General features: G+C 55.7%; 12 protein-coding genes. 1 reads left to right on the top strand and 11 read right to left on the bottom strand.

Going from position 1 to position 13111, the window contains the following annotated elements; genetic code table 11:
- The first annotated feature begins 31 nt into the window (after positions 1-31).
- Positions 32-730, top strand: a complete 699-nt coding sequence (locus B5E84_RS14045; protein WP_087223828.1) for a Crp/Fnr family transcriptional regulator — start codon at positions 32-34, stop codon at positions 728-730.
- Positions 731-777: 47 nt separating this feature from the next.
- Here the strand turns inward: B5E84_RS14045 and B5E84_RS14040 are convergent, their stop codons facing one another.
- From B5E84_RS14040 to fabG, 11 genes are all read right to left on the bottom strand, one after another.
- The gene (locus B5E84_RS14040) at positions 778-1668 is read right to left on the bottom strand and encodes an ABC transporter permease (RefSeq protein WP_087223826.1); all 891 of its coding nucleotides are present in this window, start codon (positions 1666-1668) and stop codon (positions 778-780) included.
- 1 nt (position 1669) lies between these two features.
- Positions 1670-2707: an ABC transporter permease gene (locus tag B5E84_RS14035; protein ID WP_087223824.1), complete on the bottom strand. Its 1038-nt coding sequence runs from the start codon at positions 2705-2707 to the stop codon at positions 1670-1672.
- The gene (locus B5E84_RS14030; protein WP_143469240.1) at positions 2692-4221 is read right to left on the bottom strand and encodes an ABC transporter ATP-binding protein; all 1530 of its coding nucleotides are present in this window, start codon (positions 4219-4221) and stop codon (positions 2692-2694) included. The genes B5E84_RS14035 and B5E84_RS14030 overlap by 16 nt, the downstream gene beginning before the upstream one ends.
- Before the next feature lie 13 nt (positions 4222-4234).
- Positions 4235-5278 (bottom strand): BMP family lipoprotein, encoded by a 1044-nt coding sequence (locus tag B5E84_RS14025; protein ID WP_087223820.1) that lies wholly within the window; start codon positions 5276-5278, stop codon positions 4235-4237.
- Positions 5279-5856: 578 nt separating this feature from the next.
- Positions 5857-6951 carry an NAD(P)H-dependent flavin oxidoreductase gene (locus B5E84_RS14020; RefSeq protein WP_087223818.1) on the bottom strand — a complete coding sequence of 365 codons (1095 nt, stop codon included), beginning with the start codon at positions 6949-6951 and terminating at the stop codon, positions 5857-5859.
- Positions 6951-8648, bottom strand: coding sequence for an acetyl-CoA carboxylase carboxyltransferase subunit alpha (locus B5E84_RS14015; protein WP_087223816.1), 1698 nt, complete (start codon positions 8646-8648; stop codon positions 6951-6953). The genes B5E84_RS14020 and B5E84_RS14015 overlap by 1 nt, the downstream gene beginning before the upstream one ends.
- A gap of 24 nt (positions 8649-8672) precedes the next feature.
- Positions 8673-10028: an acetyl-CoA carboxylase biotin carboxylase subunit gene (locus tag B5E84_RS14010; RefSeq protein WP_087223814.1), complete on the bottom strand. Its 1356-nt coding sequence runs from the start codon at positions 10026-10028 to the stop codon at positions 8673-8675.
- Positions 10029-10038: 10 nt separating this feature from the next.
- Positions 10039-10461, bottom strand: coding sequence for a 3-hydroxyacyl-ACP dehydratase FabZ (gene fabZ / locus B5E84_RS14005; RefSeq protein WP_087223812.1), 423 nt, complete (start codon positions 10459-10461; stop codon positions 10039-10041).
- 109 nt (positions 10462-10570) lie between these two features.
- A complete protein-coding gene (gene accB, locus B5E84_RS14000) occupies positions 10571-11023 on the bottom strand; it encodes an acetyl-CoA carboxylase biotin carboxyl carrier protein (RefSeq protein WP_087223810.1) in 453 nt (150 codons plus the stop codon).
- Between the two features lie 12 nt (positions 11024-11035).
- Complete coding sequence (gene fabF / locus B5E84_RS13995) at positions 11036-12274, bottom strand: beta-ketoacyl-ACP synthase II (RefSeq protein ID WP_087223808.1); 1239 nt, start codon at positions 12272-12274, stop codon at positions 11036-11038.
- A gap of 61 nt (positions 12275-12335) precedes the next feature.
- Positions 12336-13076, bottom strand: a complete 741-nt coding sequence (gene fabG / locus B5E84_RS13990) for a 3-oxoacyl-[acyl-carrier-protein] reductase (protein ID WP_087223806.1) — start codon at positions 13074-13076, stop codon at positions 12336-12338.
- Positions 13077-13111: the final 35 nt, after the last annotated feature.

Below are 13111 nucleotides of genomic sequence, written 5' to 3'. Positions count from 1 at the left end.
ATGTTAAGTCTATTTTCAGGAGGTTTCACGTATGCGTTCCCTACCCGACTCCCCCTATGTATCTATTTTTCAGGATTTGGGGGCTGATTCCCTGAAACATTTCACTCTTAGGCACTACAAGCCGAAAGAAACTGTTGTGCCAGCCCATACCTTATCCGATATGAACCTGTTTCTCCTTCTGGATGGCATCTGCGTCGTCGCCAGCACCGGCTCCAGCGCAGAATTTTGGTGTTCTACCCCGTACCACCTGACACCGGGAGAATTTGTGGGGCTGATCGAGCTTATTTCCCCCACTCCTATGAAACGCCAGGCCAACATCATGGCCAAAACTCCCGCCACCCTTCTCACCATCGATGGCCGGGAATTCCTACGCTGGCAGACCGCCCGCCCCAGGCTTTACAACGCCATTATCGCCCAGATCATCCAAAAACAGTATATGAACCGGGATATGCTGACCCATTACACCTCGTCCTCCTCCGACGCGGCAGGAGCACAGTATCTCTATCACCTCTATCTGATCTACAAAAAGGCTTGTCACGACGAGGATTACAAAGGGCCGGTCCGCATCTGGGAAACTCACCAGGAGATCGGAACGGCCATTGTAAAAAACGTCCGCTCCATAGATCGGATGTTAAGCGCGTTTAAACGGGAAGGGCTGATCCACACCAGCCGTGGAAAGCTCTATATTGACGCGGAACAGGCGAAACGGCTGGCCGCATACGGCATCTAAGATTTCCTTCTGCTTATTTTCGTTTTCATTTGGCTTTTTAGCACTGCTCACGCCTTTGCCCGGCGGCGGCTCCGTTTCCGGCAGGCGCTGGCGATGACCACCGCGAAGGCCGCCAGATAGGGCACCAGCTGAATCAGCTGGGACGGGAATCCGAAGGTCTGGATCTTCATAGTAATTCCCTCCGTAAAGCTAAAGAGCAGAGATCCCGCCAAAGCTCCGCCGGCGGTCCTGTTTCCGATGATGGAGGCGATATTGCCCAGGTAGCCACGGCCAGCAGTCATGTTGTTGGTAAACATGGCCAGATAGCCTGTGGACAGGTAAGCCCCTGCCATCCCACACAGGCTCCCGCTTAAAATCACGCAGATGTAGCGCACTCTGGTGGCATTTACGCCCGCCGTGTTGACCGCGTTGTCATTTAAACCGGTGGCCCGGATGTGCAGCCCCCAGGTGGTGCGGTTGATGACAAAGGACATCACCGCGGTGATGATTAAGGCCAGCCAGAACACGATGGACAGTGAATTTAACGCCCGCAGCACCGGCACCTGGTCTAAAAACGGGATCGCCACCTCAGGCAGCTTTCGGATCCGGTCAGAGGCGAAGGCTCCGCTGGTGCCAAACAGCACTCCTAACAGGTACTGGGTGATGGCCACGGCAAACATATTAAAGGCCACGCTGATGATGATATTGTCCACCTTGAATTTCAGGTAAAATACCGCGAACACCAGCCCCATGATGGAGCAGACGAGAATGGCGGCCAAAAGCCCCGCAAAGGCGGAACCGGTGAAATAATTTACAATCACCGCCGTAAAGGCCCCCACTAACATCATGCCTTCCAGTCCCAGGTTTAACAGTCCCACTCTGGCGGTGATCATTCCTCCCAGTCCTGCAAGCAGCAGGGGCGGAAGGGAACGGAACGCCGTATTTAAAATATTTTCCATTCTATTTCCCCTCCTTTTTCACTGCCTTCGGTTTCCACTTTCGGATCACAAAGTCCGCGGAAACCATGAGGATCATTAACGACTGAAGCACTTCTATTAAATCTCCCGGAACATTGGTACCGGCGGCCATCAGGATTCCGCCGCTGTTTAACGCCCCAAAGAAAATGGCGAAAATGAGTACGCCGATGGGATTGTTGGCGGCCAGAAGGCCGATGGAAATACCGGTAAAGCCCAGGTCATTGGAGAAGTTGGCGTAAAAACGGCCCATGGTTCCAAGCACCTGCTCCGCCCCGGCCAGCCCGGAAATCATGGCGGAAACCGCCAGCACGCACAGGGCCTTTTTGCCGGCGTGCAGGCCGATGTACTCGCTGAAGGTCCTATTTTTTCCCAGGGCGTACCACTCGTAGCCCGTCCTCGTCTTTTTTAACACGAACCAGAGCACAGCCACCAGGGCGATGGCGATGAGAAACCCGGCGTTTAAATCGGAGTAGACGGAAAACCGGTAAAGCCTGGCAGCCTTGTCCACCTTGTCCGTAGCCGCCTCAGTGATATTTCCCTTAAAGGGGCCGTTTGCCAGATACTCCGTAAACAGGGCCGCCATGTTATTCATCATGAAAAACATAATGAAAATGTTGATTTTCAGCTTGTAATTTAAATATCCCGGTATCATGGCCCAGAGCACGGAAACCAGCATGGCAGCCAGAATACATAAGGGAATCAAAAGTCCCGCCGGAAGTCCTCCGGCATACACTCCTACCACAGCCGCCGCCAGGGCGCCCAGATAGAGCTGTCCCTCCACGCCGATGTTGAACACGCCCACGATGTCGGCCAAGGCTGCTGCTAGTCCGGTGAAAATCAGGGGCGTAGCCTTCGCCAACGTATTTAAAATCCCGATCCCGGTCCCGAAGGCCCCGTAAAACAGGATTCCGTAGGCCTTCGCGGGAGATTCCCCTGCATTGATGATCATGACCGCGCCGATAGCCAGAGTGATCAGGATGGTCACCACCGGCCTGGCGGCCGCTCTCACGATTTTTCCCACTGCAATTCCTCCTCCCGTTTTGCCCCTGACATATAAAGGCCGATTTCTTCCCTCGTCACCTGTTTCGGATCCAGCAGAGCCGTCAGTTTTCCTTCAAACATCACGGCGATCCGGTCGCTTAACTCAAAAATCTCATCCAGGGATGAGGAGATGAGCAGCACAGCCGTCCCTTCGTTCCGCAGCTCGATCATGTGATTGTGAATGGCGCTGATGGCGCCGATGTCCACGCCGCGGGTGGGCTCTGCCGCCACCACCAGCTCCGGCTGGAAGGCCGTTTCCCTGGCGACGATCACTTTCTGACAGTTTCCGCCGGACAGAGAGCTGATGGGCAGACGGCCGTCCGGGGTCTTGATGCGGAAGGCCTGAATCATACTCTCCGTAAAGGTTCTGGCCTTTTCCCGGTCGATCACGTCCAGGCGGCCTGTAAACCGGTCCTGGTACCCGGCGATACAGTTGTCCTCAATGCTCCAGTCCAGACAGGCTCCCGTGGAATTTCTGTCCTCCGGGATAAAGCTGATGCCGTCCTGAATCCGTTTTTTCCGGTCGTGGGCGGTGATGTCCTCTCCCATCAGCAGAACTTTGCCCTCCTGAGGCTTTAAAAGGCCGGTGACCACTCTCGCCAGCTCCGGCTGGCCGTTTCCGGAGATCCCAGCGATCCCTAAGATTTCTCCCTTATTTACCACCATGGAAAGGCAATCCAGCACGGCAATGCCGTCCTCATTGCGGCAGGTAACGCCGCAGACCTCCAGGGCCTTTTCCTTTCTAGTCTCCTTCCGCTCCCGCATGGGGGGAATCTCCGCTCCCACCATGGCCACGGAGAGGCCGTGGACGTCCGTATCCGCCGGTTTCGTCTCTCCTACCACCTTTCCCATACGCATAACCACGATGCGGTCCGCCACCTGCATGACTTCGTCCAGCTTGTGGGTGATCATAATGACCGTTTTTCCCGCGGCCGCCAGCTGGCGGATGTTTACAAACAGCTCCGCCGTCTCCTGGGGCGTCAGCACCGCCGTGGGCTCGTCCAGGATGATGATGTCCGCCCCGCGGTACAGCACCTTGATGATCTCCAGTTTCTGCTGTTCCCCCACGCTCAGCTCGCCCGCCGGTTTCTCTAAGGCTACCCGCATTCCGTACTGATCCATCAGCGCCTCAATCTTTGTTTTTGCCGCCTTTCGGTCAATGACGAAATGCTTTGCCGGCTCCATTCCGATAATAATGTTTTCCTGGCAGGAAAGCTCCTTTACCAGCATGAAATGCTGAAACACCATTCCGATCCGGTGGCGCATGGCGTCCCGGCTGGAACGGAAACTGACCTCTTTCCCGCCGATGCGGATCGTTCCGCCGTCCGGGCGGGTCATACCGTACAGCACGTTCATCAGCGTGGATTTCCCCGCCCCGTTTTCTCCGATGATGCAGAGCACCTCTCCGGCAGCCGCCTGGATGCTCACGTCATCATTGGCCCTTACCTCTCCGTATATCTTTGTAATATGCTGCATTTCCAGCGCAAGACTCACTGTATTTCCCCCATTACTGCTGCTCAAATATGTCAGTTACCTGAATTTCCCCGGAAATGATCTTCTCTTTGATCTCATCCAGTTTCCCAAGGTTTTCCTCTCCGATCAGATCTTTTGTGTACTGCATTTCCGTCAGGCCCACGCCGCCGTTTGCCAGGTTGTACACCTTCTCGCCGCTCTCAAAGGTTCCGTCCTGCACGCTCTTGATCATGTCGTAGGCGATGTTTCCGCAGTTCTTCACCACGCTGGTGAGAATCTTTCCCTCTACGATGTAGTCCTGGTCGGAGTCCACACCGATGGCGTACAGGCCCTCGTTCTCCTTGGCGGCCTCAAACACGCCTTCTCCCGTTCCCGCTGCTACCTGGAAAATCACGTCCGCTCCAGCGCCCATGAGCTGAAGGGAATACTCCTTACCCTTTGCCGGGTCGGTGTAGGAGCCTACATAGGACTTTAAGACCTCAACCTCCGGATTGATGTACTGCGCCCCCTCCTCATAACCGACGATAAAGCGGTTGATATTATCCGCGTCCTGGCCGCCGATACAGCCTACGGTACCGCTCTCACTCATCATGGCAGCCAAAGCTCCCGCCAGGAAACTTCCTTCATGGTCAGCGCTCTTTGCCACCTGGAGATTGTCCGCCTGAGCGCTGCAGTTTAAGCCGCCGAAATATACATCCGGGAAACGCTCGCAATACTCGTCAAAAGCGTCGGTCCAGGACGCGCCAAAGCCCAGGATCAGGTCAGAACCGCTGTTTACCGCGGAAATGATAGAGGTTCCCGTATCCGCCACAGACTTCGGCTCGATCAGGGAAATCTCCACTCCCAGCTCCTGCTCCGCTCTCTGTACGCCTTCCCAGGTGCTGTCGTTGAAGGAACGGTCTCCCAGGCCGGTCTCCGTAGTGATGAAAGTGACCTTTACCTTGTCATCTGCCGCTGCCTCCCCATTTTCCGCAGCCGCCTGCGTCTGCTCCGCGCCGCCTCCGCAGCCTGCCAGCATCATCCCTACGAGAGCCGCCGTGGTGAGACAAGATACCGCTTTCCATCCTCTTTTCTTCATATGTTTCTCCTCCTCTTTGCATGAGCTGATTTAATAGGTGCCATGCCTTTTATAAGGAAAATTATAACAGGTGGGGTGTCAAAAAAAACCGACATTTGTCGGTCTTGGGGAAAAATGTATGAGCCTGGAATGGGGCCGGAAATGGAATAAAAAGAATAAAAAAGTGTGATGCAACAATCCCCTCGCACCGAAACACGACTGCCGCAGCAGCCAGTTTCTTTTGCATGAAGTGTGCCTCCCGCTGAAGGCTTTAAAAAAGGTTATACACAATATGTTGATAACTTTGTGGACAACACACTATATATGGGAAACAGACACATATATAAGCCCTCAAAGTCCTATGACAAGAAAACAAAGCTTTTTAGAAGGAAAGAAAGTTTCACGTGAAACACCGCCTATACAAGACAGCATACAGCCACTCCAGGCCATAACTGCACCAGCAGCCATTTTCCTTTGCGCGGAGTACGCCTCCTTGCGGAGCATTCTTATTTAACAGGAAACGAAGTTTCCTGTTAAATAAAAAAGAGGGCCGCCGCACCATCCGCGCAGCAGCTCCTCTATTCTCATTCACTCCGCCATCATTCCCCACAAAGCTCCCGCATCACCTCATCCACCGTCTCGATCTTTTCGGCACGGTAAGCGTTGCTGCCGCAGAACAGAAGGGAATTTTCCGTATCTCCCTCAGCCGCGTCGATCAGCGCCTTAGTAATGCAGTAGGGGATGGTTTTCCGGTCGCAGTGCTCCAGGCACTGGTAGCACCACTCCAGCTTAAAGGGCGTCTTCCCCACATTTTCTAAGAAGGAATTCCGGATGGCCCGCCCAGGCATTCCCACCGGGCTCTTGGTGATCACAATGTCCTCTTTCTTCGCGTCAATGTAGGCCTGCTTATAAGCCATAGGCGCGTCGCACTCCTCTGTGGTCACAAACCGGGTGGCCACCTGCACGCCGTCGGCGCCCAGCTCCATCGCCCGTTTCATATCCTCGTGGTCATAGATGCCTCCGGCTACCACCACCGGGATCTTCACGCCGTATTTTTCTCCAAAGCCCTTTACCACCTGGAAAATCTTTTTGATCTCCGCCTCATACTCGTCTCTGTGGTAGGTCTCCGGCACATTTTCCGTGTCCACACCCAGCTGGTGAAGATCCTCTCTGGAAAATCCCAGATGGCCGCCGGCCAGGGGGCCCTCGATGACCACCAGATCCGGCACCCGCTTAAACTTCCGGTCCCACAGCTTGCAGATTACATTTGCGGACTTGGCCGTGGAAACGATGGGGGCGATCTTCGTCTTAAAGCCTTCCACCAGTCCCGGCAGATCCACCGGCAGTCCAGCACCGGAAACAATGATGTCAGCGCCGGCCTTTACTGCCTCCTTCACATACAGAGCGTAGTCGTGAGTCGCCACCATAATATTAAAGCCCAGGATCCCCTCGGGAGCGATCTCCCGCGCCTTCTTCAGCTCCTGGCCGATGGCACGCAGATTCGCCTCCAGGGGTTTTTTCCGGAAATCCGGCTCCTTAAAACCGATCTGAGCCGTGGAAATCAGGCCGATTCCGCCTGCCTTCGCCACAGCTCCGGCCAGGGAATGGAGGCTGATACCTACGCCCATTCCTCCCTGGATCACCGGTCTTTTCGCTGTCAAATCACCAATCACTAATGGCTTAAATCTCTCCATTACATTCTCCTGAATCTTTCATACCGCTCCGCTGCCAGCTCCTCACCCGTCATAGACAGGCGTTTTGCCAGGAATTCCTCCAGGCCGCGGCGGATCTCGTCAGCGATCACTGTCATATTGTTTGCTGAAGCCGGCTCGTCCTCGACGATCACCCGCTCGATTATCTTCAAGTCATACAAATCCTTGGCGGTGATTTTCATCACCCTGGATGCCTCCGGAGCTTTCTTGCTGTCCTTCCAGAGAATGGACGCAAAACCTTCCGGGGAAAGCACGGAATAGATGGCATTCTCCATCATCCATACCTCATTGGCCACTGCCATGGCCAGAGCGCCGCCGCTGCCGCCTTCACCGATTACGATGGAAAGCACCGGCACCTTCAGATCCGAGATCTCAAACAGGTTTCTGGCAATCGCCTCGCCCTGTCCTCTCTCCTCCGCCTCCATGCCGCAGAACGCACCGGGCGTATCCACGAAACAGATCACCGGACGCCCAAAGGTCTCCGCCTGTTTCATCAGGCGCAGAGCCTTGCGGTAGCCCTCCGGAGACGGCATTCCGAAGTTTCTCTTTAAATTCTCCTTGGTGTTCTTTCCCTTCTGCTGGCCGATCACCGTCACCGGGATCCCCTTGAAGGTGGCGATTCCGCCTACCACAGCCCCGTCATCCTTAAAATAACGGTCGCCATGGAACTCCATAAAGTTGTCAAACAGGGCGTCTATATAGTCCATCGCCGTGGGACGGTCCGCGTTTCTGGAAAGCTGTACCGTATCCCAGGCGTCCCGCTGCGCAGCTCTCTTGCTGGGAGCCCCTGTGCCGGCTCCCTCCGCAGAAAGGACCGCGGCGGCATTCTCCGGTTTCCGGTGCATGGCCAGAATGCTGGCCAGAGTCTCCTTCATATGTTCCCGCTCCACGATCTTATCCACAAAACCGTGCTCCAGCAAAAACTCAGAGCGCTGGAATCCCTCCGGCAGTTTCTGCCCGATGGTCTGCTCAATCACTCTGGGGCCCGCGAAACCGATGAGGGCATTGGGCTCCGCCAGGATAATGTCCCCTAACATGGCAAAGCTGGCCGTCACGCCTCCGGTGGTGGGGTCAGTGAGCACGCTGATAAACAGCTGCCCCGCCTCATGATGGCGTTTTAACGCCGCGGAGGTCTTTGCCATCTGCATCAGGGATACGATTCCCTCCTGCATTCTGGCGCCTCCAGAGCAGGCGAAAATGATCACCGGCAGCTTTTCCGCCGTAGCCCGCTCCACCGCGTAGGTGATCTTCTCTCCCACGATGTGGCCCATGCTGCTCATGAAGAAACGGGCGTCGCAGACTGCCACTACGGCATCATTTCCCAGGATCTTGCCCTTTCCGGTCACCACAGCCTCGTTCAGTTTCGTCTTTTCCTTGGTGGCGTTTACCTTTTTCTCATAGCCGGGGAATTTCAGAGGATTCTCAAAGGGCATTTCCTTATTCCACTCCTCAAAGGTTCCCTCGTCGATGGTCATCTCAATCCGGCGGTAAGCGTGCGCCCGGAAATATCCGTGGCACTTGGGGCAGATGTAGTAATTCGCCTTCACGTCGTCCACGTAAATGGGCTGTCCGCACTTGTTGCACCGTCTCCAGAGCCCCTGGGGAACGCTGGGTTCATCCGTCTTTTTATACTTCGTATCCAGCAACGTATATGTCTTTTTAAACATATTTTTTAACATGATAACGCTCCTTTCCCCTTATGCTCACTCTTTGCAGTAATCCGGGAAATAGCGGGGAATGAATCCCGTGTCCGTATCTCCCTCCTGGAATGCCTCGTTGTTTAAAATCTCATACTGGAAATCCAGGTTTGTGTCAATTCCCTCGATCACCAGCTCGCCCAGGGCGCTGCGCATCTTGGCGATGGCCGTGGCCCTGTCCTTGGAGTGGACGATGAGCTTTAACAGCATGGAATCGTAGTTGGCCGGAACCTTGTAGTTGTTGTAAATGTGGGTGTCCACCCGCACGCCCTTTCCGCCCGGCACGTGCACGTTGGTGATCAGTCCGGGACAGGGCATAAAGTTGCGCTCCGGATTCTCCGCGTTGATCCGGCACTCGATGGCATGGCCGCGGATCACCACGTCCTCCTGGGTAAAGCTTAAGGGCTCTCCGGCCGCCACGCTGATCTGCTCCTTGATGAGGTCCAGATCCGTCACCGCCTCCGTCACCGGATGCTCTACTTGGATACGGGTATTCATCTCCATAAAGTAGAAATTCTTGTTCTTGTCAAGAAGGAATTCGATGGTGCCCGCGTTCTCATAGCCCACAGCCTTCGCGGCCCGGACAGCGGTCTCGCCCATCTCCTTTCTCAGTTCCTCGGAAATGGCCTGGCAGGGAGATTCCTCCAGCACCTTCTGGTGCCGCCTCTGGATGGAACAGTCTCTCTCTCCCAGGTGCACCACGTGGCCGTGCTTGTCCGCCATGATCTGAAACTCGATGTGGCGGGGTTTCTCAATATATTTCTCGATATACATGGTGTCGTCGGAGAATCCCTTCACCGACTCCATCTGAGCGTTCTGGAAATTGGACTCGAAGTCGTCCTCGCCCCAGGAAATCCGCATTCCCTTTCCGCCGCCGCCGGAGGATGCCTTGATCATCACCGGGAACCCGATCTGCTTTGCCAGCTCCAGGCCCTTGGCCGCGTCGTACACCGGCTCCTTCGTACCCGGCACTACGGGAACTCCAGCCTCCATCATGGTCCTTCTGGCCTCGGATTTATTTCCCATCTTATTGATGATCTCCGCGGACGGGCCGATAAAGGTGATGTTGCACTTTTCGCACAGCTCCGCGAATCTGGCGTTCTCGGAAAGGAATCCGAAACCGGGATGAATGGCGTCCGCCTTCATAGCCACCGTGGCGGCAATAATCCGCTCCATGTTCAGGTAGCTCTGTCCCGACGGAGCCGGGCCGATGCAGATGGCCTCGTCCGCCAGCAGCGTGTGCAGGCAGTCCTTATCCGCCTCAGAATAGACGGCTACAGACTTGATCCCCATTTCCCGGCAGGCGCGGATGATGCGCACCGCGATCTCGCCTCTGTTTGCCACTAAAATTTTATTAAACATAGGTCTCACCTTAACCAATCATGAATGTAAGCTCCGCCGCAACGGCAACCTTGCCGTCCACGGTAGCCGTTGCCTTGCCGACTCCTACCGGTCCCTTCTGCTTGATGATCTCGCACTCCAGTTTCAGCTTGTCCCCGGGAACCACCTTTTTCTTAAACTTGGCGTTGTTGATGGCGCCGAAATAGGCCACCTTGCCCTTGTTCTCCGGCACGCTTAAAATCGCCACGGCTCCGGCCTGAGCCAGGGCCTCCACGATCAGCACGCCCGGCATCACCGGCTCCTGAGGGAAATGCCCCCGGAAGAAATCCTCATGGAATGTTACCGCCTTGTATCCTACGGCTCTTACCCCCGGCTCCAGCTCCTCAATGCAGTCCAGCAATAAAAACGGGTGTCTGTGAGGGATGATCGCCTCAATTTCCTTTACTCCCAGCATATCTTCTTCTCCTCCTGCCGTCCCGGCGTCTCCGCCGTCCGGCCATATCTAAGCTTTGAAAACGGGACCCTGTAAAAGAATCCCGCTCCAGCATTTCCAGTCTTTTCAGTTACCGGATGCGGAATAACGGCTGACCGTACTCCACAACCTCCTCGTTTCCGACCAAAACGGCCTCTACAACGCCGTCGTACTCGCTCTCGATCTCGTTCATCAGCTTCATGGCCTCGATGATGCCTAACACCTGTCCCTTCTTCACGGTGTCGCCCTCTTTTACGAACGGCTCCGCGTCCGGAGAGGACGCGCTGTAGAAGGTTCCCACCAGGGGAGAGGTCACTACCTTGTCGGAATGGATCTCTGCCTTTGCCGGGGCAGCCGCGGGGGCGGGAGCCTCAGCCACAGCGATGGTCTCCACGGCAGTCTCCGCAGCCGCGCCGGCTACACGGACTACCTTCGGTCCTTTTTTCTTGATGGAGATCTTCGTATTGCCCTGCTCTAACTCAAAGCTGGTGAGGGAATTCTCCGACACCGCCTGGATTAACTGAATGATTTCATTAATTTCCATAGCCTCTGCCTCCTACTCCGCGAATTTCTTTACCAGAAGGGTTGCGTTGTGACCGCCAAAGCCCAGGGAATTGGAAATGGCACAGTTTACATCCATGGCCACGCCCTGTCCCTTCGTGTAGTCCAGATCGCATTCCTCGTCATCTACCTCCAGACCGGCCGTCACGTGCACGTAGCCGTCCTGAATGGATTTTACGCAGGCGATAAACTCCACGCCGCCGGCCGCGCCTAACAGGTGGCCGATCATGGACTTGGTGGAGTTGATCTTTACGTCATAGGCGTGATCGCCTAAAGCCAGCTTGATGGCCTTCGTCTCAAACAGATCATTGTGGTGGGTGCTGGTGCCGTGAGCGTTTACATAGTCCACGTCCTCCGGTTTCATCCCGGCATCCGCGATGGCGATCTCCATGGCCTTGGCCGCGCCGCTGCCGTCCTCCGCCGGGGAGGTGATGTGGTAAGCGTCACAGGTAGCGCCGTATCCGGCCACCTCCGCGTAGATCTTCGCGCCGCGGGCTTTCGCGTGCTCTAAGGACTCCAGAACCACGATTCCGGCTCCCTCGCCCATCACGAACCCGTTTCTCTCCTTGTCAAAGGGGATGGAGGCACGTTTCGGATCCTCTGTGGTATTTAAAGCGGTCAGAGCCGCGAATCCGGCCAGGCCCACCGGGGTAATGCTGGCCTCCGCTCCGCCTGCTACCATCACATCCGCCTCGCCGTACTGAATCGCCCGCAGCGCCTCACCGATGGAGTGGGTGCCTGTGGCACAGGCCGTTACCACGTTGGTGTTCTTTCCCTTTAAGCCGAACTGGATGGCAATGTTTCCAGCCGCCATATTGCTGATCATCAGGGGCACTAACAGGGGATTTACCCGGCCCGGTCCCTTCTCCAGCAGTTTCTTATACTCTCTCTCGATGGCCTCCAGGCCGCCGATTCCGGAGCCGACGCACACACCTACGCGGAAGGGTTCTTCCTTCTCCATATCAATGCCCGCGTCCTCCAGCGCCTCCTTGGCGGCAGCTACCGCGAACTGGGAGAAACGCTCCATTCTTCTGGCGGTCTTCATATCCATGTACTTTTTCGGATCGAAATCCTTTACCTCGGCAGCCAGTTTCGCCTTGTACTCCGTGGTGTCAAAAGTGGTTACAGGGCCGATTCCCACCGTACCGTTCTTTAAGCCGTTCCAAAAGCTCTCCACGTCATTTCCGATGGGCGTAATGGCGCCCAGACCGGTCACTACTACTCTTTTTTTCATAAAAACTTTCTCCTTGCACTCTCAGCCGCTTAAAAAGCGGCCCTCCAGCGGGGAAAACGGCTTACATCGCCATTCCGCCGTTTACGTTGATTACCTGTCCCGTGATATACTTCGCGTCATCGGAGGCCAGGAACGCCACAGTTCCCGCGATGTCCTCCGGCTCGCCCATGGATTTCATGGGGATCTGCGCCAGAATGCCCTCCTTCACGGAATCGGAAAGCACATCCGTCATATCCGTGGTGATGAATCCGGGGGCGATGGCGTTTACCGTGATGCCGCGGCTGGCCAGCTCTCTCGCTGCCGTCTTTGTCATGCCGATGACGCCGGCCTTGGAGGCGGCGTAGTTCATCTGGCCTGCATTTCCCATCACTCCGGAGATGGAGGAAATGTTTACGATCCGTCCGCCCTTCTGCTTGATCATCTGACGTGCCACGTGGCGCATACAGTTGAAGGCGCCCTTTAAGTTGGTGGCGATAACCGCGTCAAAATCCTCCTCGGACATCTTCATGAGAAGGCCGTCCCTGGTGATTCCCGCGTTGTTTACCAGAATGTCGATCCTGCCGTACTTTCCGATGACGTACTTCATCATCTCCTCTGTGCCCGCGAAATCCGCCACGCTGCACTGATAGGCCTCCGCCTTTCCGCCAAAGCCCTCAATCTCCTGTACGACAGCCTCTGCTTTTTCTCTGGAACCGTTGTAGTTTACGATCACCGTGGCGCCGTCCTTCGCCAGCCTCTCAGCGATGGCGCGGCCGATTCCGCGGCTGGCCCCGGTCACCAGGGCTACCTTGTTCTCCAGCATATCCTACCTCCTAAACCGTTTCCCCAAACCGGGAA

Source organism: Lachnoclostridium sp. An14, from assembly GCF_002160755.1.
Taxonomy (GTDB): Bacteria; Bacillota; Clostridia; order Lachnospirales; family Lachnospiraceae; genus Lachnoclostridium_A.
This window is presented reverse-complemented; position numbering and strand designations above follow the sequence as displayed.

Bases quoted from the DNA above. Each gene is read 5' to 3' on its own strand.
- B5E84_RS14045 (WP_087223828.1), top strand. From the start codon at position 32: ATGCGTTCCCTACCCGACTCCCCCTATGTATCTATTTTTCAGGATTTG.
- B5E84_RS14040 (WP_087223826.1), bottom strand. From the start codon at position 1,668: ATGGAAAATATTTTAAATACGGCGTTCCGTTCCCTTCCGCCCCTGCTG.
- B5E84_RS14025 (WP_087223820.1), bottom strand. From the start codon at position 5,278: ATGAAGAAAAGAGGATGGAAAGCGGTATCTTGTCTCACCACGGCGGCT.
- B5E84_RS14020 (WP_087223818.1), bottom strand. From the start codon at position 6,951: ATGGAGAGATTTAAGCCATTAGTGATTGGTGATTTGACAGCGAAAAGA.
- B5E84_RS14015 (WP_087223816.1), bottom strand. From the start codon at position 8,648: ATGTTAAAAAATATGTTTAAAAAGACATATACGTTGCTGGATACGAAG.
- B5E84_RS14010 (WP_087223814.1), bottom strand. From the start codon at position 10,028: ATGTTTAATAAAATTTTAGTGGCAAACAGAGGCGAGATCGCGGTGCGC.
- fabZ (WP_087223812.1), bottom strand. From the start codon at position 10,461: ATGCTGGGAGTAAAGGAAATTGAGGCGATCATCCCTCACAGACACCCG.
- accB (WP_087223810.1), bottom strand. From the start codon at position 11,023: ATGGAAATTAATGAAATCATTCAGTTAATCCAGGCGGTGTCGGAGAAT.
- fabF (WP_087223808.1), bottom strand. From the start codon at position 12,274: ATGAAAAAAAGAGTAGTAGTGACCGGTCTGGGCGCCATTACGCCCATC.
- fabG (WP_087223806.1), bottom strand. From the start codon at position 13,076: ATGCTGGAGAACAAGGTAGCCCTGGTGACCGGGGCCAGCCGCGGAATC.